This window comes from Streptomyces sp. NPDC057137 (assembly GCF_042670825.1).
Taxonomy (GTDB): domain Bacteria; phylum Actinomycetota; class Actinomycetes; order Streptomycetales; family Streptomycetaceae; genus Streptomyces.
Genome location: NZ_JBHUUW010000010.1, coordinates 82,783 through 104,874, shown reverse-complemented (window position 1 = coordinate 104,874; position 22,092 = coordinate 82,783). Strand labels below are relative to the sequence as shown.

At 69.4% G+C, this 22,092-nt stretch carries 21 protein-coding genes; 7 read left to right on the top strand and 14 right to left on the bottom strand.

The features are described 5' to 3' along the window. Positions 1-96 precede the first annotated feature (96 nt). Entirely contained in the window at positions 97-1,329 is a 1,233-nt protein-coding gene (locus ACFT9I_RS11485) for an arginine deiminase (protein ID WP_382563067.1), read from the bottom strand. Between the two features lie 198 nt (positions 1,330-1,527). Here ACFT9I_RS11485 and ACFT9I_RS11480 point away from each other — a divergent pair, with 198 nt between their 5' ends. Further along, positions 1,528-2,670 carry a glycoside hydrolase family 88 protein gene (locus ACFT9I_RS11480; protein ID WP_382563066.1) on the top strand — a complete coding sequence of 381 codons (1,143 nt, stop codon included), beginning with the start codon at positions 1,528-1,530 and terminating at the stop codon, positions 2,668-2,670. 147 nt (positions 2,671-2,817) lie between these two features. Here ACFT9I_RS11480 and ACFT9I_RS11475 read toward each other — a convergent pair whose 3' ends face one another. The 9 genes from ACFT9I_RS11475 to ACFT9I_RS11435 all read right to left on the bottom strand — a co-directional run bounded on the left by ACFT9I_RS11475 (position 2,818) and on the right by ACFT9I_RS11435 (position 14,535). Beyond that, positions 2,818-5,421, bottom strand: coding sequence for a polynucleotide kinase-phosphatase (locus ACFT9I_RS11475; protein WP_382563065.1), 2,604 nt, complete (start codon positions 5,419-5,421; stop codon positions 2,818-2,820). Further along, on the bottom strand, positions 5,418-6,908 hold the full coding sequence (locus ACFT9I_RS11470) for a 3' terminal RNA ribose 2'-O-methyltransferase Hen1 (RefSeq protein ID WP_382563064.1): 1,491 nt from the start codon (positions 6,906-6,908) through the stop codon (positions 5,418-5,420). The genes ACFT9I_RS11475 and ACFT9I_RS11470 overlap by 4 nt, the downstream gene beginning before the upstream one ends. Positions 6,909-7,289: 381 nt before the next feature. Then, entirely contained in the window at positions 7,290-8,231 is a 942-nt protein-coding gene (gene mmuM / locus ACFT9I_RS11465) for a homocysteine S-methyltransferase (protein WP_382563062.1), read from the bottom strand. Positions 8,232-8,268: 37 nt separating this feature from the next. Beyond that, on the bottom strand, positions 8,269-9,219 hold the full coding sequence (locus tag ACFT9I_RS11460) for an LLM class F420-dependent oxidoreductase (protein ID WP_382563060.1): 951 nt from the start codon (positions 9,217-9,219) through the stop codon (positions 8,269-8,271). Between the two features lie 165 nt (positions 9,220-9,384). Beyond that, entirely contained in the window at positions 9,385-9,876 is a 492-nt protein-coding gene (locus ACFT9I_RS11455) for a DUF6099 family protein (RefSeq protein WP_382563059.1), read from the bottom strand. Positions 9,877-10,052: 176 nt separating this feature from the next. Then, complete coding sequence (locus ACFT9I_RS11450) at positions 10,053-10,430, bottom strand: nucleotide pyrophosphohydrolase (RefSeq protein ID WP_382563057.1); 378 nt, start codon at positions 10,428-10,430, stop codon at positions 10,053-10,055. Positions 10,431-10,493: 63 nt separating this feature from the next. Beyond that, positions 10,494-10,898, bottom strand: a complete 405-nt coding sequence (locus tag ACFT9I_RS11445) for a cell division protein SepF (RefSeq protein ID WP_382563056.1) — start codon at positions 10,896-10,898, stop codon at positions 10,494-10,496. 114 nt (positions 10,899-11,012) lie between these two features. Beyond that, entirely contained in the window at positions 11,013-13,460 is a 2,448-nt protein-coding gene (locus ACFT9I_RS11440; RefSeq protein ID WP_382563054.1) for an ATP-binding cassette domain-containing protein, read from the bottom strand. Between the two features lie 142 nt (positions 13,461-13,602). Then, positions 13,603-14,535: an SDR family NAD(P)-dependent oxidoreductase gene (locus tag ACFT9I_RS11435; RefSeq protein ID WP_382563052.1), complete on the bottom strand. Its 933-nt coding sequence runs from the start codon at positions 14,533-14,535 to the stop codon at positions 13,603-13,605. A gap of 187 nt (positions 14,536-14,722) precedes the next feature. Between ACFT9I_RS11435 and ACFT9I_RS11430 the strand changes: the two genes are divergently transcribed. Next, positions 14,723-15,310: a TetR/AcrR family transcriptional regulator gene (locus ACFT9I_RS11430; protein ID WP_382563050.1), complete on the top strand. Its 588-nt coding sequence runs from the start codon at positions 14,723-14,725 to the stop codon at positions 15,308-15,310. Positions 15,311-15,319: 9 nt separating this feature from the next. Here the strand turns inward: ACFT9I_RS11430 and ACFT9I_RS11425 are convergent, their stop codons facing one another. Beyond that, positions 15,320-15,730 (bottom strand): ATP-binding protein, encoded by a 411-nt coding sequence (locus ACFT9I_RS11425; protein ID WP_382563048.1) that lies wholly within the window; start codon positions 15,728-15,730, stop codon positions 15,320-15,322. Between the two features lie 205 nt (positions 15,731-15,935). On the opposite strand from ACFT9I_RS11425, the gene ACFT9I_RS11420 reads away from it, so the two are divergent. Both ACFT9I_RS11420 and ACFT9I_RS11415 read left to right on the top strand, forming a co-directional pair. Then, positions 15,936-16,787, top strand: coding sequence for a Scr1 family TA system antitoxin-like transcriptional regulator (locus ACFT9I_RS11420; RefSeq protein ID WP_382563047.1), 852 nt, complete (start codon positions 15,936-15,938; stop codon positions 16,785-16,787). Next, positions 16,787-17,026 (top strand): DUF397 domain-containing protein, encoded by a 240-nt coding sequence (locus ACFT9I_RS11415; protein ID WP_382563046.1) that lies wholly within the window; start codon positions 16,787-16,789, stop codon positions 17,024-17,026. Before ACFT9I_RS11420 ends, ACFT9I_RS11415 begins: the two co-directional genes overlap by 1 nt. A gap of 65 nt (positions 17,027-17,091) precedes the next feature. Here the strand turns inward: ACFT9I_RS11415 and ACFT9I_RS11410 are convergent, their stop codons facing one another. Next, positions 17,092-17,619, bottom strand: coding sequence for a hypothetical protein (locus ACFT9I_RS11410; protein WP_382563044.1), 528 nt, complete (start codon positions 17,617-17,619; stop codon positions 17,092-17,094). Between the two features lie 218 nt (positions 17,620-17,837). Here ACFT9I_RS11410 and ACFT9I_RS11405 point away from each other — a divergent pair, with 218 nt between their 5' ends. Further along, positions 17,838-18,809 carry a phosphotransferase gene (locus ACFT9I_RS11405; RefSeq protein ID WP_382563042.1) on the top strand — a complete coding sequence of 324 codons (972 nt, stop codon included), beginning with the start codon at positions 17,838-17,840 and terminating at the stop codon, positions 18,807-18,809. 64 nt (positions 18,810-18,873) lie between these two features. Further along, positions 18,874-19,257, top strand: coding sequence for a VOC family protein (locus tag ACFT9I_RS11400; RefSeq protein ID WP_382563040.1), 384 nt, complete (start codon positions 18,874-18,876; stop codon positions 19,255-19,257). 120 nt (positions 19,258-19,377) lie between these two features. Here ACFT9I_RS11400 and ACFT9I_RS11395 read toward each other — a convergent pair whose 3' ends face one another. Further along, positions 19,378-20,574 carry a hypothetical protein gene (locus ACFT9I_RS11395; protein WP_382563038.1) on the bottom strand — a complete coding sequence of 399 codons (1,197 nt, stop codon included), beginning with the start codon at positions 20,572-20,574 and terminating at the stop codon, positions 19,378-19,380. 549 nt (positions 20,575-21,123) lie between these two features. Continuing rightward, on the bottom strand, positions 21,124-21,582 hold the full coding sequence (locus tag ACFT9I_RS11390; RefSeq protein ID WP_382563036.1) for a MarR family winged helix-turn-helix transcriptional regulator: 459 nt from the start codon (positions 21,580-21,582) through the stop codon (positions 21,124-21,126). 63 nt (positions 21,583-21,645) lie between these two features. Between ACFT9I_RS11390 and ACFT9I_RS11385 the strand changes: the two genes are divergently transcribed. Further along, on the top strand, positions 21,646-22,014 hold the full coding sequence (locus ACFT9I_RS11385; protein ID WP_382563034.1) for a VOC family protein: 369 nt from the start codon (positions 21,646-21,648) through the stop codon (positions 22,012-22,014). The last annotated feature ends 78 nt before the right edge of the window (positions 22,015-22,092 follow it).

Here is a 22,092-nt window from a genome sequence, read left to right as displayed (position 1 = left end):
GACCTTGGAACTATATACGACCTTCCGTATTGATATACAGGGGGCGTGGGCGGCCCGGCCCAAGGAGGACTCCGCGTCCCGTCAGACCGACTCCCGTCAGACCGCGTCCCGTTCGATCGGACAGCTCATACAGCGCGGCCCGCCCCGCCCCCGGCCCAGCTCACTGCCCCGGATCTCGATCACCTCGATCCCCTGCTTGCGCAGATACGTGTTGGTGGTGGCGTTGCGCTCGTACGCCACGACCACCCCCGGCTCGACGGCCAGCACGTTGCAGCCGTCGTCCCACTGCTCACGCGCGGCCGCGTGCACGTCCTGCGTCGCCGTCAGGACACGGATCTCGTCGAGTCCCAGGGCGGCGGCGATCGCGCGGTGCATGTGCTCCGGCGGATGGTCGGTCACCTTGAGCTCGTTCCCGCCCGCGCCCGGCTCGATGGTGTACGAGCGGAGCATGCCGAGGCCCGCGTACTGCGTGAAGATGTCGCGGTCGACCATCGTCATCACCGTGTCGAGGTGCATGAAGGCGCGCCGCTTCGGCATGTCGAGCGCCACGATCGTCCGGGCGGAGCCCGCCTCGAACATTCCGCGCGCCAGCATCTCGACGGCCTGCGGCGTGGTGCGCTCGCTCATCCCGATCAGCACGGCGCCCTCACCGATGACCAGGACGTCACCGCCCTCGATGGTGGAGGGATAGTCGTCCTGCCCCTCCGACCAGTGATGGAAGGGCCCCGCCTCCGGGCCGGTGAAGAGCGGGTGGTGCCGGTAGATCGCCTCGAAGTGGACGGTCTCGCGCTGCCGGGCCGGCCAGCGCATCGCGTTGATGGACACGCCGTCGTAGATCCAGGCGGAGGTGTCGCGGGTGAAGAGGTGGTTGGGCAGCGGGTCGAGCAGGAAGTCGTCCAGGTCCATGACGTGGAAGCGGACGGAGGTCGGCTCGGCGTGGCTGTCCAGGAACTCCCGCTTGGTCATCCCGCCGACCAGTGCCTCCACCAGATCACCGGTCGGCAGCTCGTCGAAGACCGATCTGAGGTGATCGGTGGCGAGCGGGCCGTACTCCTTCTCGTCGAAAACACGGTCCAGGACGAGCGCGCGCGCCACCGGGATGTCGAGCGACTCGCGCAGCAGGTCACCGAAGAGATGGACCTTCACGCCCCGGTCGCGCAGGACGCCGGCGAAGCCGTCGTGCTCCTCGCGCGCGCGGCGTACCCACAGCACGTCGTCGAAGAGCAACGCGTCCTTGTTGCTGGGGGTGAGCCGCTTCAGCTCCAGGTCTGGGCGGTGCAGTATGACGCGGCGCAGCCGCCCGGTCTCGGAGTCGACATGGAATCCCATGACCCCATCCTCGCGGATCGGGCGCCGTTCACGCGGGGAAAAGGGAAGTCCCTCTCGGCCGGTGGCGAGTTCATACCAATGAACGATTCGTATGGATATGAATGCCGAGCCGCGTTCGGAAAGTCAACTACGCACCATGGACACGTCAAGGTCTAGACCTGCACGATATTCAGTCCAAGACCGAGAGAGGTTGTTCACATGGATAGACGACAACTGATCGTTCGGGGGGCCGCCCTGGCATTGGCCGCCCCCGCCCTGCCCCTCCTGCTCGCCCCCACGGCGCACGCCGCTCCGCCCTCCGCCCAGTTGCCTTCCCGCGCCGAGATCATCGCTGTGCTGCGCCGGGTGACCGATCACTGGATCAGCACGCACGGCGACTCGGGGAACAACGGCTGGGCCCGTGCCACCTTCTTCAGCGGGCTCATGGCCGTGTACCGGCTCACCCGCGACGCCCGCTATCTCAACTACGCCCGCGCCTGGGCCGAGAAGCACAACTACGGCATCCTCGGCGGCGTCACCACCCGGCACGCGGACAACCACAACGCCATCCAGACCTATCTCGACCTCCACGAAGTCGAGCCCGAGGCGCGCAAGCTCACCGCGGCCGAGGACACGCTGCGCCGCATGATCACCAACCAGCCCAACAAGAACGACGACTGGTGGTGGGACGACGCGCTGCACATGGCGATGCCGCCGTTCGCCCGTTTCGGCCAGCTGCGCAACGACACCGCCTTCTCCACCAAGCTCCACCGCCTCTACAACCACACCAAGCGCGTGCAAGGAGGCCCCGGACTGTGGGCCCCCGGTCTCGGTGGCCTCTGGTACCGCGACGACCGCTTCCTGCCCGGCAAGATCCTCTCCCCCAGCGGCAAGCCCGTCCTGTGGTCACGCGGCAACGGCTGGGTGGCGGCCGGCCATGTCAAGGTCCTCAAGGCACTGCCCGCGGGTGCGCCCAATGTTCCCGAGTACCGCGACACCCTCACCCGGCTCGTCACCACACTCGGGCCCCTCCAGCGCACCGACGGCTTCTGGAACGTCAACCTCGGCGACGCGGCGCATCTGCCCGGCCCGGAGACCAGCGGTACGTCCTTCTTCGCCTACGGCGCCGCGTACGCGATTGCCGCAGGGCTCGTACCGTCCGCGACGTACCTGCCCGTCGCCGCCCGCGCCTGGAACGGGATGGTGGCGACGGCCGTGCACGCGGACGGTTTCCTCGGATACGTCCAGAACGTCGGAGACCGGCCCGAGTCGAGCCAGCCGATCACGTACAACTCGACAGCGGACTTCGGGGTGGGGGCGTTCCTCCTGGCGGGAACGGAGCTGGCCGGCCTGGCACGCTAGGGGGTGTCCGCCGGCATGCCAGGTCCTGGCCGGCGGCACGCCAGGTCCTGGCCGGCGGATCTTCGGGCCCGGTTCGGGGCCTCGGCGCGCAGCCACTGACCGCCCGTCGAGGCACCGAACACGGATCCACCCCCGGCGCCCGTGCGGCTACAGCCGGGGGTCCACCGGCTCCGACTCCAGCGCCAGCACCGCGAACACCGCCTCGTGCACGCGCCACAGCGGCTCGTCGTCCGCCAGCCGGTCCAGCGCTTCGAGCCCCAGCGCGTACTCCCGCAGCGCCAACGACCGCTTGTGACCGAGGAACCGGCCGCGCAGCCGCTCCAGATTCTCCGGCCGCGTGTACTCGGGGCCGTAGATGATCCGCAGGTACTCGCGTCCGCGCACCTTGATGCCCGGCTGGACCAGCTTCCTGCCGTTCCGTACGAGCGCCTGGAGCGGCTTGACGACCATGCCCTCGCCGCCGCGCCCGGTCATCTCCAGCCACCAGTCGACCCCGGCCCGTACCGACTCCTCGTCGCCCGTCTCCACGACGAGGCGGCGGGTGACCTGGAGCAGACCGGTCGGGTCGTGCTCGGTCAGCCGGTCGATCCAGGCCAGCTGCCGGTCGTGCGGTTCGGCGGCCAGGCTGCGGCCCCGCGCGGCGAGGAGCTGGAACGGCGCGAGCCGTACGCCCTCAAGGCCGTCCGTCTCCCAGCAGTAGCGGCGGTACGCCTCCGTGAACGCGGCCGCGTCGGTGGCCCGTTCACGCTGGACGGCCAGCAGCGCGCCCACGTCGACACCCCGGCCGACGGCCGCTTCGAGCGCGCCCGTCACGGCCGGGAAGACGGCACCCGCCGCCGCGCCGACCGCCGCGTACTGGGTGCGCAGAAGGCCGGTGGCCTTCAGCGACCACGGCATCAGCTCGGCGTCGAGCAGCAGCCAGTCCGTGTCGAGTTCGTCCCAGAGACCGGCGGCGCCGATGGCCGTACGGAGACGGCCCAGGATCTCCTCGGTGACCGCCGGGTCGTCGAAGAAGGGGCGGCCGGTACGGGTGTGCAGCGCGCCCGTCGGTGCGCCGCGGTCGTCGGGGTCGCCGATGCCGAAGCGCTCGCGCGCCACGGACGCGTCGCGGCAGACCAGCGCCACCGCGCGCGAGCCCATGTGCTTCTCCTCGCACACGACCTGCGCCACGCCGTCGTCGCGATACTGCGCGAAGGCCTCGGCCGGGTGCTCCAGATAGCCCTCCTCGCGGGACGTCGCGGTCGGTGCCATGGTCGGCGGCAGATACGCGAGGAGCCGCGGGTCGACCGCGAAGCGGCTCATGACCTCCAGGGCCGCCGCCGCGTTCTCCTCGCGCACCGCGAGCCGGCCCATGTGCCGGGTCTCCACGGCACGCCGGCCGTGCACGTCGGCGAGGTCGAGCGGCCGGCCCTCGCGGCTGCCGGGCGCCTCCGTGTTGAGCGGCTTGGCCGGCTCGTACCAGACACGCTCCGCCGGTACGTCGACCAGCTCGCGCTCGGGCCAGCGCAGCGCCGTCATCTTGCCGCCGAAGACCGCGCCGGTGTCGAGGCAGATGGTGTTGTTGATCCAGGAGGTGTTCGGTACGGGGGTGTGGCCGTACACGACGGCCGCCCGGCCCCGGTAGTCCTCGGCCCACGGGTAGCGGACGGGCAGGCCGAACTCGTCGGTCTCACCCGTCGTGTCGCCGTACAGCGCGTGCGCACGGACCCGGCCCGACGTACGGCCGTGGTACTTCTCCGGCAGCCCGGCGTGGCAGACGACAAGCTTGCCGCCGTCCAGGACGTAGTGGCTGACGAGACCGTCGATGAAGGTCCCCACCTCCTCACGGAAGGCGTCGTCCTCCTTCCCCAACTGCTCGACGGTCTCCGCGAGTCCATGGGTGACCTGGACGTTTCTGCCCTTGAGCCAGCGGCCGAGCTTGTTCTCGTGGTTGCCCGGCACGCACAGCGCGTTGCCCGCGCCGACCATGCGCATCACGCGGCGCAGCACGCCGGGGCTGTCGGGGCCGCGGTCGACGAGGTCGCCGACGAAGACCGCCGTGCGGCCCTCGGGGTGGGCGCCGTCGCCGTCCGCGTAACCCAGCTCGGCCAGCAGTGTGTCCAGCTCGGAGCGGCAGCCGTGGACGTCGCCGATGATGTCGAACGGGCCGGTGAGGTGGGTGAGGTCGTTGTAGCGGCGCTCGGTGACGACCTCGGCGCGCTCGACCTCCTCGACGCTTCGCAGGACGTGGACCTTGCGGAAGCCCTCGCGTTCGAGGCCGCGCAGCGAACGGCGCAGTTCCCGCTGGTGGCGTTTGATGACATGGCGGGCCATGCCGGCCCGGTCGGGGCGGGCGGCGTTGCGTTCGGCGCAGACGGCCTCGGGCAGGTCGAGGACGATCGCGATGGGCAGCACGTCGTGCTCCCGGGCGAGGCGTACGAGCTGTCTGCGGCTCTCCAACTGGACGTTGGTGGCGTCGACGACCGTGCGCCGGCCGGCGGCGAGGCGCTTGCCCGCGATGTAGTGGAGCACGTCGAAGGCGTCGCCGCTGGCGCCCTGGTCGTTCTCGTCGTCGGCGACGAGGCCGCGGCAGAAGTCCGAGGAGATGACCTCGGTGGGCTTGAAGTGGGTGCGCGCGAAGGTCGACTTGCCGGAGCCGGTGGCGCCGATCAGGACGACGAGGGAGAGGTCGGTGACGGGGAGGACGCGGGCGGGAGTGGTCTCTTCCACTGTCTCGTCCGCTGTCTCGTCCGCTGTCTCGTTGCTGCTCATGCGGCCTTCTCCTCCTTCTTCGTCTCCGTCGCGGCGACGGTGAACACGGCCAGCTGCGTGGGCGGCCCCACCTCGGGGTCGTCCGGCCCCACCGGGACATACCGCACGGCGTACCCGTGGCGCAGCGCCACCTTGTCCGCCCAGGCGCGGAACTGCGCGCGAGTCCACTCGAAGCGGTGGTCCCGGTGGCGCACATGTCCGGCGGGCAGGGTCTCCCAGCGGACGTTGTACTCGACGTTCGGCGTCGTCACGACGACGGTCGCGGGCCGCGCCGTACCGAACACCGCGTACTCCAGAGCGGGCAGCCTCGGCAGGTCCAGATGCTCGATCACCTCGCTGAGCACGGCGGCGTCGTACCCCTTGAGACGCTTGTCCGTGTACGTGAGCGAACTCTGCATCAGCGCGACGCGGTCGGCCTGGCGCTCGCTCATCCGCTCCACCTTGAGCCGGCGGGCGGCGACGGTGAGCGCGCGTACGGACACATCGACACCCACCACCTTTGTGAAGCGCACATCCTTCAACAGCGCCTGAACGAGCTGGCCCTGGCCGCAGCCGAGGTCGAGCACACTGCCGGCGCCCGCGTCGCGCAGGGCGCTGAGGATCGCCTCGCGGCGCTGCTCGGCGAGGGAGACGGTCTTCTTCTCCGCCGGGGTGTCATCGGCCTCCGGTGCCGGGTCCTCGACGGCGTTGTCGATCGCCTCTACGCCGATGTCGTCGGCCTCGGCGAGCCGTACCAGTTCGAGCCGTTCGGTGGCCTCCCTGGTCAGGCCCCAACGGCGGTTCAGATAACGGCTGGTGATGAGCTGCCGCTCCGGGTGGTCGGCCAGCCAGCCCTCACCGGCCCGCAACAGTTTCTCCACCTCGTCGGGCGCGACCCAGTAGTGCTTGGCGTCGTCGAGCACCGGCAGGAGCACGTACAACTGCCGCAGCGCGTCCGCGAGTCGCAGCTCCCCCTCCAGTACGAGCTGTACGTAGCGGGACTCGCCCCACGCGGGGAACGTCTCGTCCAGCGCGACCGGCCGCACGTCGACCGTCGTCCAGCCCAGCGGCACGAACAGGCCGCGGACCAGGTCGGCGCCACCGCGCGCGGGCAGGGCGGGCACCTCGATCCGCAGCGGCAGCGGCTCGGCCGCACGCTCGGGCAGCGCCTTGCACACACCGCGCAGGGCGCTCTTGAAGACGGTGCTCAGGGCGACGGCGAGCAGCGACGACGCGGCGTACGGACGGTCGTTGACGTACTGCGCGAGCGCCGCGTCGGGCGCGCCCCCGCGCCCCTTGTTCTTGCCGCGCCGGACGAGGGCCACCGCGTCGACCTCCAACAGGAGCGCCGCCGTACAGCGCTCGGCGGACGCCTCGGGGTAGAGGACATGCGCGGTGCCGTGGGAGGTGGAGAACGTCTGCGCCTTGTCGGGATGCTTGTGCAGCAGAAACCCGAGGTCGGTGGCGGGGCGTTCAGGGGTGCCGGTCGTACTGATCGTAAGGAACACCTGACCGAGTATGTGTGCCGGACGGCCCGTACCGGTAGCGGATTACGGCGACACACCCAGCGGACCGCCCGGTGTTCGGTGGGGTGCGCGTGGGGGCCGGCCGGGCGTGGGCTCGGCCGGGCGTGGGCTCGGCCGCCTGCGGGGTCGGCCGCCTGCGGGGTCGGGCGCCTGCGGGGTCGGGCTCACAGCTCACACCAGCACCCACACCCTCACGGGTCACGCCAGCCACGCCGTGCCCTGGGTGATCCCGGCCGACCGTCGTTCTTGTGGAGTGTGGCTACGCATCATGCGCACTCTGTAAGCACCTAGACGACTGCGTGGTTCGGGCCGTCATCCCACAGCCGGCCGATCGAACGGAGAAGCGCCCCCGGGCAACGGCGGTCAAGGACCGGCCCTCTCCGCGTCCAGTAGGGTCGCCACCTCGGCGATCCGGGTGGGGCCGACGCGGCAGCAGCCGCCGAGGAGACGGGCGCCGGCGCGCTGCCAGGCGTGGAGGCGGTCGGATGAGAACGGCGAGGGGAGGGGCCCCTCCCCCCTCCCCTCCCCCACCCACCCCCTCGTTGTCGCGTTCCACGTCTCGCCGCTGTTCGGGTAGACCACGACCGGTTTGTGTGTGGTCGAGGCCGCCAGCGGGACGGCTCGGTCCGCGTCGGACGGGTCGCAGCAGTTGACGCCCACCGCGATCACGTCATCCTCCTCCGCCGCCAGGGCGAACGCTTCGGCCAGCGGCTGGCCGGCGCGCGTACGGTCGCCCGCGATCGTGTACGAGAGCCAGACCGGCACTCCGCATCCCTCGGCCGCCCTGAGCAGCGCCTCGGCCTCGTCGGTGTCCGGCACCGTCTCCAGCGCCAGGACGTCCGGCCCGGCCGCGGCCAGCGTCTCGATCCTCGGCCGGTGGAACCGTTCCAACTCCCGCACCGACAGCCCGTACCGTCCCCGGTACTCGGCGCCGTCCGCGAGCATCGCCCCGTACGGCCCGACCGACGCGGCGACCCAGATCTCCCGCGCCACCCCGGCCCCGGCCCGCCGGGCCAGAGCCACGCTGTCGGCCAGCAGCTCGGACGCCCGGTCCCGCCCGACGCCCCGGCGGGCGAAGCCCTCGTACGTCGCCTGATAGCTGGCGGTGATCAGCACCTGGGCGCCGGCCCGTACGTAGGCGGCGTGGGCCGCCTCGATCTGCTCCGGGCCGTCGTCCAGGAGCCGCGCCGACCACAGGTCGTCGGACAGATCGCAGCCCTGCGCCCGCAGTTGGTCGGAGAGACCGCCGTCGAGGACAAGGCTGCCCTGGGCGAGCGCGGCGGCGAGTGTGCGGACGGGCTTCACGGACACCTCCCTGTCCTCGATCGGCGGACAGCTCGGCTCAGTGCGGGGACTGCTCGACCAGGTCGGCGCCGAGCTGGGACTGAACCTGGGAGGAGAGCAGTTCCAGGTGGTCGAGGTCGTCCAGGTCCAGCATCTGGCAGTAGATACGGGACGCGCCGATGGCTCCGTACCGACCGATCTTGTCGACGACCTCGGCGGGCGAGCCCGCGAGTCCGTTCGCCTTCAGTTCCTCCACCTCCCGTCCGATGGACGCGGCCCGGCGGGCCACTTCCGCGTCGGTCCTGCCCACGCAGGCGACCAGCGCGGTCGAATACACCAGGTCGTCGGCCTTCCGTCCGGCCTTGACCGCCGCGTCCCGCACGCGGCCGAACTGCCTCTCGCTGTCCTCGATCGAGGCGAACGGGATGTTGAACTCGTCCGCGTACTGCGCGGCGAGGCGCGGCGTGCGCGTCGCGCCGTGGCCGCCGATCAGCACCGGGACCTTGGACTGGGCCGGCTTGGGCAGCGCGGGTGAGTCGGCCAGTTGGTAGTGCGTCCCGTCGTACGAGAACGTCTTGCCGGGCGGCGTGCTCCACAGCCCTGTGACGATGGCGAGTTGCTCCTCGAGGCGGGCGAACTTCTCCTTGGGGAACGGGATTCCGTACGCCTTGTGCTCCTCCTCGAACCAGCCCGCGCCCAGGCCCAGTTCGACCCGGCCGCCCGACATCTGGTCGACCTGCGCGACCTGGATGGCGAGCACGCCCGGCAGCCGGAAGGTGCCTGCCGTCATCAGGGTGCCGAGTCGGATCCGCTTGGTCTCGCGCGCGAGACCGGCCAGTGTGATCCAGGCGTCGGTGGGGCCGGGCAGGCCGTCGGCGGAGCCCATCCGCAGATAGTGGTCGGAGCGGAAGAAGGCGTCGAAGCCGAGGTCTTCCGTCGCCTTGGCGACGATCAGCAGCGTCTCGTAGCTCGCCCCTTGCTGGGGCTCGGTGAAGATTCGAAGATCCATGCATCCATCCTGCACCTTCGAGCGCCCGTCGGCCGCGCCTCCTCGCCGGGCCCCACCCATTCCCCTCTCGGCCCTTCACACCCCGGGCCGAATGTCGGCCCCATCGTCGGCCCGTACGTCAGCCCGATCGTCGGGCCGATCCTCAGCCCGTTCATGCCCGGTGCCTCATCCCCTCTCCTTCTCCGTCTCGCGCACTCGATCCCGCTCCCGCACCTCGTCCTGCGCGGTGAGTTTGCGCAGCATGCCGAGCACTCGGTCGTTCGATTCGTCGGCCGCGTCGATCGCCTCGATGCACTGCCAGTACAGCCCTTCCTCGTCCGTCCCGCAGGCCACCGAGACCAGCGCGATCCCCACCTCGCCGAGGAGCACGCCGAGCCCGGTCAACGCACTGCGCGGGTCTATCACCGTCGAGAGCCGTGCCGCCCGTATCCCTCCGGCGCGCAGCGAAGGGTGATCAGGTGACGCGCCGCCCCGCGCGCCCGTCTCAGCGAGGCCTCTTGCCTCCGTCCTCAGCTCCTGCGGTCCGTGCAGGGCCAGTTGATCCCCGATCGCCTGGGCGAGCGCCTGCGCCTGCCAGGCCTCCGCCACGATTTCCAGCGGCGCACCGCTCCGGGCCAAGGCAACCCGGCCGGCTCCGATGAGCCTTTCCGCGTCCATTCGCCATCCCCGTCTCCGTCTGTCCGATCTGTCCGGCTGTCCCCGTCTGTCGAACACCCTGCCCACTTACTCATTACCCAGAGTGAGGGGTTGGCAACAGAAAGACCAGAGGAATTCGGAAATCTGTGGACAGGAAGCCGGTTGTGAATAACTCGCTCACTCCGCAGAGTGACGAATCAGTCGGATGTGGACGCCGACGGCGCCGGCGGTTGCCGGGGTTGGGAGCGGTCGGCGCTCGGCGGGAAGCGCAGCTCGTTCCGGTCGATCTTCTCGGAGAGCGCGGTCAGCGCGTCGATCCCCAACACGTCGCAGAACTGCAGCAGATACGCCAGCACGTCCGCGACCTCGTCCCGCACGCGGTGCGCCGACCCGGGGGCTTCCATCACCCGCGCCGACTGCTCGGGCGTCAACCACTGGAAGATCTCCAGCAGTTCGGACGCCTCGACGCTCAGCGCCGCGGCCAGGTTCTTCGGTGTGTGGTACGGCTCCCACTCCCGCGCCGCCGCGAACTCCACCAGTCTGCGCTGCAATCCTTGTACATCAAGTTCAGTCACGGACCCAGATGTATCAGTTGCATCGGAAGTGTCGCGCACGCCGGGTGTAGCGGCCGTACCAGGTCACGGCTGCTGGACGGCCGCCGCGGCGATCCCCTCGACCTCGGTGCCGGCCGGCGCGAGGAGGAAGACGTTGCGGTCGACCCGGTGCATGCCGCTGCCGAGCCCGAAGACGACGCCGCTGCTGAAGTCCAGGATCCGTTTGGCCACGTCCGTGTCGGCGCCGGTCAGGTCGAGCAGCACCGGGATCTGCGCGATCAGATGCTCCGCGACATCACGCGCGTCGGCGAAGACCTGCACCCGCAGGACCACGAATCGCCGCTGCTCGGCGGCGTAGTCCTCCGGGATCGCCCGGTGGTCGACCCGCGAGGGCCACTCGTTGCGGCCCCGCAGCGGGACGACCTGAGCCAGGCCCTCCCACTGCTCGTCGGTGGCGTCGTATCTGTCGTAACCGCCGTACCTGCTCACCGGATCACCCCGCCCGCGCACTGTGTCTGCATGCGGCCATCCTCCCGCTCCTCACCCGTTCGGCCCAACAGCGACACGGGCCAGTCCGGACCGAACTCGATGGGGGGGGCCGCCTCAGGCGCCCACGTACGCCGCGAGGTGTTCGCCGGTGAGCGTGGACCGGTCCGCGACGAGATCGGCGGGTGTCCCCTCGAAGACGATCCGGCCGCCGTCATGTCCCGCGCCGGGGCCGAGGTCGATGATCCAGTCGGCATGCGCCATCACCGCCTGGTGGTGCTCGACCACGATGACCGACTTGCCGGAATCGACGAGCCGGTCGAGCAGGCCGAGCAGTTGCTCGACATCGGCGAGGTGCAGACCGGCGGTCGGCTCGTCGAGGACGTAGACGCCGCCCTTCTCCCCCATGTGGGTCGCCAGCTTGAGCCGCTGCCGCTCGCCGCCGGACAGGGTGGTGAGGGGCTGGCCGATGGTGAGGTAGCCGAGCCCGACGTCGGCGAGCCGTTGCAGGATGCGGTGCGCGGCCGGTGTGTGCGCCTCGCCCGCGCCGAAGAACTCCTCGGCCTCGGCCACCGACATCGCGAGCACCTCGCTGATGTCGCGCCCGCCGAGGTGGTGGTCCAGCACCGAGGACTGGAACCGCTTGCCTTCGCACTCCTCGCAGACGGTCGCGACCCCGGCCATCATCGCCAGGTCGGTGTAGATGACGCCGGCGCCGTTGCAGTTGGGGCAGGCGCCCTCCGAGTTGGAGCTGAACAGCGCCGGCTTGACGCCGTTGGCCTTCGCGAAAGCCTTACGGATCGGGTCGAGGAGCCCGGTGTACGTCGCCGGGTTGCTGCGGCGCGAGCCGCGGATCGCGCCCTGTCCGATCGCCACCACATCCGCTCCGGCGCCGCCCGCACCCTTGCCCAGCGACCCGTGCACGAGCGAACTCTTGCCGGAGCCCGCGACCCCGGTGACGACGGCGAGCACGCCGAGCGGGATGTCGACGTCGACATCCCGCAGGTTGTGCGTCGCCGCGCCGCGGATCTCCAGCGTGCCGGTGCGTTCGCGCACCGTCTCCTTGAGAACGGCCCGGTCGTCGAAGTGCCGCCCGGTGACAGTGCCGGCGGTGCGCAGCCCCTCGACGGTGCCCTCGAAACAGACGGTGCCGCCCGCCGTACCGGCGCCGGGGCCGAGGTCGACGACGTGGTCGGCGATCGCGATCGTCTCCGGCTTGTGCTCCACGACGAGCACCGTGTTGCCCTTGTCGCGCAGCCTCAGCAGCAGGTCGTTCATGCGGCTGATGTCGTGGGGGTGCAGGCCGATCGTCGGCTCGTCGAAGACGTACGTGACGTCGGTGAGGGAGGAGCCGAGATGGCGGATCATCTTGACGCGCTGCGCCTCGCCGCCCGACAGCGTGCCCGACGCGCGGTCGAGGCCGAGGTAGCCGAGTCCGATCTCCACGAAGGAGTCGAGGGTCCCGCCCAGCGCTTGGAGCAGCGGCGCGACCGACGGTTCGTCCAGGGCGCGCACCCAGTCGGCGAGGTCGCTGATCTGCATCGCGCAGGCGTCGGCGATGCTGATGCCGCCGATCTTCGAGGATCTGGCCTCCTCGCTGAGCCGCGTGCCGTGGCACTCGGGGCAGGTGGTGAAGGTGACCGCCCGGTCCACGAACTCCCGGATGTGCGGCTGCATCGCCTCCCGGTCCTTGGAGAGGAACGACTTCTGGATCTTGGGGATCAGTCCCTCGAAGGTGAGGTTCACGCCCTCGACCTTCACTTTCGTCGGCTCGCTGTGGAGGAAGGCGTCCATCTCCTTCTTCGTGAACCTGCGGATCGGCTTGTGCGGGTCGAGGAGGCCCGACTCGGCGTAGACGCGCACGGTGAAGAAGCTGTCCGACTTCCAGCCGGGGATGGTGAACGCGCCGTCGGCGAGCGACTTGGAGTCGTCGTAGAGCTGGGTGAGGTCGATGTCGGAGACCGTGCCCCGGCCCTCGCAGCGTGTGCACATGCCGCCGGTACGGCTGAAGGTCGCCTTCACGGTCTTGCGGTTGCCGCGTTCGACGGTGATCGCACCGCTCGCCCGCACCGACGCGACGTTGAAGGCGAAGGCGCCGGGCGAGCCGATGTGCGGCTTGCCGAGTCGGCTGAAGAGGATGCGCAGCATCGCGTTGGCGTCGGTGGCGGTGCCGACCGTGGAGCGGGGGTCGGCGCCCATCCGCTGCTGGTCGACGATGATCGCGGTGGTCAGCCCTTCGAGTACGTCGACCTCGGGCCGCGCCAGCGTCGGCATGAAGCCTTGTACGAAGGTGCTGTACGTCTCGTTGATCAGGCGCTGCGACTCGGCGGCGACCGTGCCGAAGACCAGTGAGCTTTTTCCCGAGCCGGAGACGCCGGTGAAGACTGTCAGCTGGCGTTTCGGGATCTCGACGCTGACGTCCCTGAGGTTGTTCACGCGCGCGCCGTGCACCCGGATCACGCCGTGGATGCCGGCGCCGTCCCCCGCCGACGTACCCGGCTTCGCGCCCGCCTGCGAGCCCGCCCGCGTTCCGGCCCTCGTACCCGTTCTCGTGGGCTTGCTCATCGTGTCTCCATCTGTGCGGCCGGGTCGCCCGGTCCGGACCGACCGGCGCTGGTGTCCATGGCCGCCACGCTAATGCGGCCAGGTGGCCAACGCTTCTCCGATCCTGATCGGCCTGGACAGCACGCGGGGCGGCGCGGTCGGGTCAGCGGGCGAGCATTTCCAGCGACACGTCCCACAGCCGGGCCGCCGCCTCGGGGTCGAGCGCGTAGTCGGCGACGCCGGTGCCGGCCGGCGGCACGTTCGGTCCGGCTTCCGTGGCGTCTTCGAAGTACCGGCCGCCGATGCCCTCCAGCAGCGGTGAGACGGCGACCAGGATCGAGGTGGCCGCGCCCTGCTCGGTGGTCTTCCAGGCGGCGCCCTCGATCAGTTTCTGGAACTCGGGGTTCGCATTCTGGTGGCGCTGCAGATTCGTGCGGATGCCGCCCGGCATCAGCGCGTTGGCGGTGATCCCGTCAGCGGCCCACCGCTTGGTCGCCTCGACGGCGAACAGGACGTTGGCCGTCTTGGACTGGCCGTACGCCGCCCACGGCTCGTACTCCCTGTTCTCGAAGTGGATGTCGTCGAAGACGACGGGCGAGCGCAGGTGCGCGCTCGAACTCACCGATACGACGCGGGCGTTGCCCGCCTCGGCCAGCGCGTCGTGCAGGCCGAGCGCCAGCCCGAAGTGACCGACGTGGTTCGTGGCGAACTGGTGCTCCCAGCCCTCCTGCGTACGGTTCAGCGGCTCCGCCATGACACCCGCGTTGTTGACCAGGATGTGCAGCGGCCCCTGCCAGGCCGCGACGAACGCCGCGACCGACGCGCGGTCGGCCAGTTCGATCGGGGCGACCGAGATGTGGGAGTTGCCGGTCGTGGCGGTGATGTCGGCGGCCGTACGCTTCCCGGCCTCGACGTCGCGTACGGCGAGCGTGACCTCCGCCCCCGCCGACGCCAGCGCGCGGGCGGTCTCGACGCCGATGCCGGAGGCGCCGCCGGTGACGACTGCACGCCTGCCGGTCAGGTCGATGCCGTCGATGACCTCGGCGGCGGTGGATTCACGGGTGAACGGGGTGGTGATCCGGTCGTGACTGCTCATGACGGTCCTCTTCTGTACGGCTCCGTAGGAGGCGGGGCCGGGCCCCGCCGTACACTTAAACGGAGGATCCTCCGCTCAGCCTCCACGCTAATCGGAGGAGGCTCCGTTTAGCAAGCACGTCCAGCCGTGGGCTACGTTCTGGCCGGGAGCACGAAGACGACGACCAGCACCAGGGACGGAGGAGCGCGTGGCAACGAACGGCGACCGACCGCTGCGCGCGGACGCCCGGCGCAATCGCGACCTCGTCCTCGCCGCCGCGATGCGGCTGCTCTCCGAGGGCGACGGCGACGGAACCGGCGGGAGCGCGACCCTCGACGCCATCGCCAAGGCCGCCGGGGTCGGCATCGGTACGCTCTACCGCCACTTCCCCACCCGCGAGGCCCTGGTCGAGGCGGTCTACCGCAACGAACTGGCCGCCGTCTGCGACGCCGCGCCCGCGCTCCTCGCCGAACTGGCCCCCGCCGGGGCGACACGGGCATGGATGGACCGCTACATAGACTTCATGATCGCCAAGTACGGCATGGCCGACGCACTCCGCGCGGTCATCGCCTCGGGCAGAAACCCCTACGCGCAGAGCCGCGACCTGCTCGGCTCCGCGATCAAGCTGCTGCTCGACGCCGGGGCGGCGGACGGCGTCTTCCGTAAGGATGCCGACGCCGACGACGTCCTGATCGCCGTCAGCGGCGTCGGCCTCGCGGCGGGCGAGCCGGGCATGCGCGAGCAGGCGGGCCGCGCACTCGATCTCCTGCTGGACGGTCTGCGCTACCAGCACTGACGCCGGCCCTCAGACCCCTTCGCGTGAAGTCGACACGTACGCCCACACGGTCTTGCCCGGCCCCGACCGCCCGCTGATCCCCCACCGCACGGCGATCGCGTCCACCAGCACCAACCCGCGGCCCGTCTCGCCATCGGCGGCAGCGCCGCGCGGCGCACGCGCGGGCATCGCGTTGTGGGTGTCGGTCACCTCGATCCGTACGAGGTTCTTGCCGGTGTTGTACGCGAGCCGCAACGCGAAGTCCCGCCCCGGAACCCGGCCGTGGAGCACAGCATTCGCGGCCAGCTCGGCGACCACGAGGGCGGCCCCGTCGGACGGCTCGGAGCCGTACGGAATGCCCCACGCGTCGAGCTGCTGAGTGGCGAGCATCCGCGCGAGCCGCGCGCCGCGCCGGGTGGCGGAGAACCGCTGAGTGAACACACGTACGGTGACGGCCGCTTGGGCCTGAGGGGATGGTATATGCCCAGCGTCCGGGCCGGATTGTGGGCGTCACCAGGGCCAACGCCAGTACACCTGGCCGTTGTACTGGTTCACCCTCTGGACTGGGTGAGTAACTACCAGTGATGATTAACCAGTTGTGCGGGTTACGCATCGAGCGGAGCAGGGCCACGGAGAGGCGAACGGGATGACGGCGGACGGCAGTGGTGGCGGCGGCAGTACGAGCAGTGAACCCGAGACGTCGGACAGTCTCAAGACCTTTGGGGCGGTCTTGAAGGCCCTGCGGGAGGAAGCGGGCCTCACGCAGGAGGAGTTCGCACCACGCGTTCAGTACTCGGTGCACTACATCGCCAAGATCGAGCAGGGGAAGCGGTTCCCGCCGAAGGATCTGCCGGGGCGAGCGGGGGCGGTGCTGGGTCCGGTCGCGGAGAGGGTGCTGACGGCGGGGGCGAGGAGTCTCACGAAGGGGGCGGGGCTGGCGTCGTGGTTCCGCAAGTGGGCGCTGATCGAGGAGACGGCGATCTCGTTGTACGCGTACGAGTGCCGGGCGATTCCGGGGTTGTTGCAGCCGGAGTCCTATCTCAGGGCGATCTTCGAGCGGAGGCTGCCGCCGTTGGCTGAGGACGAGCTTGAACAGAAGGTAGCCGCTCGGCTGGAGCGTCAACGACTACTGACGGAGCGACCCAACACCTCATTCAGTTTCATCATCGAACAGGCGCTCCTGGAAAGGGGATTGGGGGGACAACACGTGACCAGAGCGGTCGTCGATCGACTGCTGGAAGCGGGCGCACAACGCAACATCGAGATCCAGCTCGTGGCGCTGCGCCAGGAGGATCACATCGGCTCAGACGGTCAGATGTACCTGGCCGAGACACCCGATCACCAGTGGATCGGCTACTTCGAAGGACACGACAGCAGCACCCTGCTGACGAGTCCGAAACTGGCGAGTTCCATGCTCCAGCGCTATGGCAAGATGCGGTCACAGGCTCTGAGCTGTCAGGCCACCGCGAGCCTGCTGGAGCAGATGCGAGGAGCGTAATGAGCACCACTGAACTGAACTGGTTCAAGAGCAGCTACAGCGGCAGCGGCGGCGACAACTGCATCGAAGTCGCCTGGTCGAAGAGCACCTACAGCGGTAGCTCCGGCGACAACTGCGTCGAGGTCGCCGCAGGCGAAGACACCGTCCTCGTACGGGACTCCAAAGACCCCCACATCGGCCGGCTCACCCTCACCCCCGCCGCCTGGGCCGCCTTCACCACCCACCTCGCAGCGCGCTGAAACGCTGACACGCTGACGGGGTGGCCCGAGTTCCCTCGGACCACCCCACCCGCGTCAGTCCCGCGTCAGCACACCTTCTCGCTGGCCGCCTCGCCCCCGAGCGGGTCGCCCGCCCTGCGGAGGGCGCCGACCGCCGACGTGCAGTCCTTCACCGTGTTCGCGCCCTCCGACCAGAACTCCTGGCCGTTGTGGTCGGTCCACGCCACCCCGCCGAAGAAGTCGTCCTGGCTGTAGCTGTAGACGGCGACGCTCACGTCGTAATCCTTGTTGGTCTTACGGAATGAATCCCAGACCCAGAGATATCCGTAATTCTCGTTGCACGTCTTCGAGTAGAACTGCTTGACCGAGGCGACGTGCGCGCCGGCCCTGTCGATGTACGCTGTCTTTCCGACCTGGTACGCGTCGGCACAGACTCCCGCCACTCGCGCTTTCGCGCTCGACGGGTTTCCCGCCTCGGTCGGTGCGGTCGACTTGGGCGCCTTCGAGGACTTCGACGGGGCCGGTGCCGGGCCGTCGCCCGCGAACGCCGCGCTCGCCGGGATCAGAGCGAATGCGCAGGCCGTGGCCACGACCGCACGCTTGGTGTAGCGCATAGGAACACCTTTCTCCGAGCACAAGGGCGCAGTAAACCCACGGGCCCGCCAAAGGCGGCTACCGCTCGGCTATTGGGCCCGATGCTGTCTGCTGGAATTTCATCCGAACACATAGGCAGACACGCGATCTTCCCCGAGGGTTGCACGACTTCACGAGTTTAATTTCGGGCAGGTAAACGGAATTCCCGCCTCGGCTCCTTTTCGATCTCTGGAGAGACATGACGACCGACAACGACGCGTTCACCGGCAGCCGGCGACGGCCGTGGAACGAACTCCCGTCGTCCGTACGGACGGGCATCGAGGACGTGCTCGGGGGGACGGTGGCGGGGGCCACGAGTCAGAAGGGCGGGTTCTCCGACGGGCTCGCGGCGCGGCTGCGACTGGCCGATGGGCGACGGGCGTTCGCCAAGGCGGTGGACGCCGCCGCCGCGCCGGGCGTCGCGGCGCACCATCGGCGTGAGGTCGAGGTGAACGGCGGGCTGCCGCCCGGGGCTCCCGTACCGAGGCTTCTGGGGGCGTACGACGCGAACGGCTGGGTGGCGCTCGTCTTCGAGGACGTGGACGGGGCTCTGCCCGTACAGCCATGGCGCGAGGGCGAGTTGGTGCGGGTGCTGGACGCGATGACGGATCTTTCGGAGCGGCTGACGCCGGCGCCGCGCCTCAACTCCGCTGCCACGTCGCCCCGGTTGGGCGGTTGGGGGCGGCTGGTGGACAGTCCCCGGTCGCTCGCCAGGCTGGCCGTGGTCGCGCCGCGTGCCGCGCGCGAGTTGGACCGGCATCTCGCGCTTGAGGCGCGGCTGCCGGAGGCGATCGTCGGGGAGACGTTGGCGCACGGGGATCTGTATCCGTTCAACGTCCTGCTCACCGACGAGCGCGTCGTGGTCGTGGACTGGCCGCACGCGTGGACGGGGCCCGCGTACGCGGATGTGGTGATGCTGCTCGGGAGTGTGGCGCTCGACGGGATCGACCCGGAGCCGTACGCCGCCCGGCATCCGCTCCTGCGGGGTGTCGATCCGGTGGCGGTGGATGTGCTCATCTCGGCGCAGGCGGGGTTTCTGCTGGCTGCGGCGTGTTCGATGGATGCCTCGGCCCCCCGTACGGATCCGAGGCTGGAGCACGCGATGACGGCGCTCGGCCTCGCCTCGCTGCGGTGGCTGTCGCTGCGCCCACGCCGTGGGCCGGGGCGGTGACTGTGCGGTCGTGGCCGGGGGAATCGGTTGGCGGGCGGGCGGGTGCTCGGGCAGGCTGGGCCGCATGGTCTCGGTGTTGCAGAACGTGGCGATCGATTGTGCGGATGCCTATGCGCTGGCGCGCTTCTGGAGCGAGGTGACCGGCAGTCCGCTCCATCCGGAGGACGGGCCGGGCGCCGAGGAGACCGCGGTGATGCTGCCGACCGGTCCGATCCTGTACTTCAATCAGGTGCCGGAATCGAAAAGCGTCAAGAACAGGATCCATCTGTGTCTGCGTCCGGAGACCTCCCGTGAGGAGGAGGTCGATCGGCTGCTGGGCCTGGGCGCCACCTTGGTCGCCGACCTGCGGGAGGCTGACGGTGCGGGGTGGGCCGTCCTCGCCGATCCCGAAGGCAACGAGTTCTGTGTGCTGCGCAGCGAATCGGACCGTGCCGCGATGTCCTCCTGACTCCCGGCCAGGCCGTGGAGGAGCCGCGAGACGTACGAGGACGGGCCCGCCCTCGTACGTCTGCGAGTCGGCGGACGGCGAGGCGTACGCCGGGGGTCGGACCGGGTGCCGGACCGGCTGTCAGCTCGGGTTGAGCTTGATGGCGAAGGCGTTGAAGATGTCCACCGCGTCGACCCAGTAGATGGCTCGTATGTCGGTGAAGGACGCGGCGCTGACGATGCCGTTCATCTGCCGGGAATCGGGGTTGTTGATGGTGACCACCGGGCCTCCGCTGTCGCCCGGTGTGACGGCGTCCACGCCGTCCTGCTGGAGGGCGTAGACGCCCTTGATCTGGGTGGTCGTCCCGCTGAGGGTGTAGAACTGCTCGTGGTTGATCACCTTCAGGTTGCACATGACCTTGGTGTTGTAGCCGAGTTGGCAGGTCCAGTCGTTGTTGACGGTGCTGCCTACGCCGTTGAGGTAGCGGCTGTAGCCGGTGGCGTCGTAGCCGTCCCAGGTCCTGCGGTTGGTCGGGGCTTCGATGAACGCCGCGTCCCACTCGGGCAGCTTGGCCCAGACCGAACCCACGACTCTGCCGCCGTTGGTGCGTACGACGTCGTTGACGTTGTAGCAGTGGCCGGCGGTGACCAGCCACTGGCGGCCGTCCCACGTACTGACCGCCGGAATCCCGCTGGTGCAGTAGGACGGTCCGCCGATCGATCCGTTGAGGGCGGCTCCGGCGTAGTACGGGGCGGAGTCGTCCTCTCTGCTCATGGGCTTGACGGCGGAGCCCTGCTTCACTTCTACGGGGATGGCGGACCTGCGGGCGCCGAAGTACGTGTCCGCGGCGCCGAGATCGTCGGCGAGTACGGTGATCCCGCTGCCGTCCACCGCCGCCGAGGCTCCGACGATGCTGAAGGACTGCTTCAAGGTCTGGCTGTGCAGAGACTTGATCGTTTTGTGCAGTTCGGTGCGGGTGTGGAGCCCCTGCTTGAAGGTGATGCGGGCCGAGCCGGGCTTTATGGCGCTTCGCCGCATCTCCTGAAGGAACGATTCCTTTTCCGCCGGGTCCGTGAGGTACACGTTGACGCCCTGGTATCCGGGGGCTATCTCGGCGCCGGTGAAGACGTCCTGTCTCTGCTCACGGCCGACCGCGGTCGCGGACTGGGCCGCCTGTCTGAGGGGGGTGAGGATCTTCGCCTGCTCCTCGGGAGTCATGGCGGCCATCCGGCTGTCGGAGTAGGCACCGGACTCGCCGGCCGAGGCCTGATGGGCGGCGAGCGGCAGCACCAGTAATGCCGCCGCCGCGAGGACTCCGTACTTGACACGTGAGTACATGAAACTCCCTTGAGTGAGTGTGGAGTTGAGTGATGGAGAATTCGTGCGGGCGCTGTGCAGAGCAGACAGTAGCCAGCACATACCTGGGCGGCGATAAACGAATAATGAATGCGAGCTTCACCTGTCACGATCTGGACACACAGCACATTGAGGCGGTTTGTCTGCAGGGCAGCGCTCGTACGCGACGTGCCACAACAGCCCTCGGCGGCCTCTACCTGCGAACCTGCGAGAGAACTCCGTTACGTGCGACAGGTACAGGTGGCCGCAGCCCCTGCCACAACAACCCCTGTGGCCACAGCGGTAATTCGCGCAGCACCGTCAAAGCCAGTCAAAGCCCTGAAGCGACTGCGCCGCACCCTTGTACCGCACGAGCCTTTCTGTGCCGAAGCGGTATTCCTGGTGGCGGCTGGGCGAATTCTGGGAGCCAAGAGGGCTCATCGCAGAAGAGGGCGTAGTCGGGTGATGTCGGCTTTCGAGGTCGTCGGCACGGATTTCCACGCTCGGCCGCACTCCTGTCCGGGCGCGGCGAGGCGGGCGCCGAGGGGCGGGCTATGTGCTGTCGTTGCCGTCGCGCAGGGATTGGATCATGCTCTGCAGGATCCGGAACGCGCCTGACTGCTCGGTCTCGGTCATGCCTCCCAGCATTCTGACCTCGACGGACCGGACCGCCGCGGACGCTTTCTCCAGGCTCCGTCGGCCGCGAGGTGTGAGCCGCGTGGGAAGGACCTTCCCGACGGGTGCCTCCGCGGGCCTGGTCACGTATCCGTCCCGTTCCAGGTTCTGGAGCAGCACGTTCATCGACTGCCGTGTCACGAACGCGCCCCGCGCGAGCTCGGAGTTCGACAGGCCCGGCCGTTGGGCCAGCAGCTCGAGGCAGGAGTAGTGCGTCACGGTCATCCCGAGTGGCCGTAGCACCTCCTCCATGGCTGCGCGCAGGGCGCTCGAAGCCTGTTTCAGCAGGTAGCCCAGTGATATGTCCAGGTCGACGCCGGTGTCGTTTTGACTCATGTCAGTATTCTGACATACGTTGGTCTGTGTCAGGAATCTGACACGAAGAGAAGGAGCATCATCATGCCCGCCACCGGCCCCGACTTCATCTCGCTCCAGGCCCGCGACCTCGACGCTTCGCAGGCGTTCTACGAGCAGTACCTCGGCCTCGTCCGCTCGCAGGCCGGACCCCCGCACGCCGTCGTCTTCGAGACGAAGCCGATCGCGTTCGCACTCCGCGACGTCGTTCCCGGCACCGATCTCGCGTCCGTCGCCCAGCCCGGCATCGGTGCCGCGATCTGGCTCCACGCCTTCGACGTCCAGGCCATCCACGACGCTCTCGCCGCCGACGGTCACACCATCGTCTCCGCACCGATCGACGGCCCCTTCGGCCGGACATTCACCTTCGCCGACCCCGACGGCTACCAGATCACCCTCCACGACCGCGCCTGACAACCCGGACGCCAGTGGCGATCACCGTTCCGGGGATGAGCGCCGGTAGTCGGCTCAACGTCCCACGTGGAAGATGCT

Excerpts from the sequence above, each read along its gene's own strand:
- ACFT9I_RS11485 (WP_382563067.1), bottom strand. The coding sequence starts at position 1,329 with ATGGGATTCCATGTCGACTCCGAGACCGGGCGGCTGCGCCGCGTCATA.
- ACFT9I_RS11480 (WP_382563066.1), top strand. The coding sequence starts at position 1,528 with ATGGATAGACGACAACTGATCGTTCGGGGGGCCGCCCTGGCATTGGCC.
- ACFT9I_RS11475 (WP_382563065.1), bottom strand. The coding sequence starts at position 5,421 with ATGAGCAGCAACGAGACAGCGGACGAGACAGCGGACGAGACAGTGGAA.
- ACFT9I_RS11460 (WP_382563060.1), bottom strand. The coding sequence starts at position 9,219 with ATGGATCTTCGAATCTTCACCGAGCCCCAGCAAGGGGCGAGCTACGAG.
- ACFT9I_RS11455 (WP_382563059.1), bottom strand. The coding sequence starts at position 9,876 with ATGGACGCGGAAAGGCTCATCGGAGCCGGCCGGGTTGCCTTGGCCCGG.
- ACFT9I_RS11440 (WP_382563054.1), bottom strand. The coding sequence starts at position 13,460 with ATGAGCAAGCCCACGAGAACGGGTACGAGGGCCGGAACGCGGGCGGGC.
- ACFT9I_RS11435 (WP_382563052.1), bottom strand. The coding sequence starts at position 14,535 with ATGAGCAGTCACGACCGGATCACCACCCCGTTCACCCGTGAATCCACC.
- ACFT9I_RS11420 (WP_382563047.1), top strand. The coding sequence starts at position 15,936 with ATGACGGCGGACGGCAGTGGTGGCGGCGGCAGTACGAGCAGTGAACCC.
- ACFT9I_RS11415 (WP_382563046.1), top strand. The coding sequence starts at position 16,787 with ATGAGCACCACTGAACTGAACTGGTTCAAGAGCAGCTACAGCGGCAGC.
- ACFT9I_RS11410 (WP_382563044.1), bottom strand. The coding sequence starts at position 17,619 with ATGCGCTACACCAAGCGTGCGGTCGTGGCCACGGCCTGCGCATTCGCT.
- ACFT9I_RS11405 (WP_382563042.1), top strand. The coding sequence starts at position 17,838 with ATGACGACCGACAACGACGCGTTCACCGGCAGCCGGCGACGGCCGTGG.
- ACFT9I_RS11400 (WP_382563040.1), top strand. The coding sequence starts at position 18,874 with ATGGTCTCGGTGTTGCAGAACGTGGCGATCGATTGTGCGGATGCCTAT.
- ACFT9I_RS11395 (WP_382563038.1), bottom strand. The coding sequence starts at position 20,574 with ATGTACTCACGTGTCAAGTACGGAGTCCTCGCGGCGGCGGCATTACTG.
- ACFT9I_RS11390 (WP_382563036.1), bottom strand. The coding sequence starts at position 21,582 with ATGAGTCAAAACGACACCGGCGTCGACCTGGACATATCACTGGGCTAC.
- ACFT9I_RS11385 (WP_382563034.1), top strand. The coding sequence starts at position 21,646 with ATGCCCGCCACCGGCCCCGACTTCATCTCGCTCCAGGCCCGCGACCTC.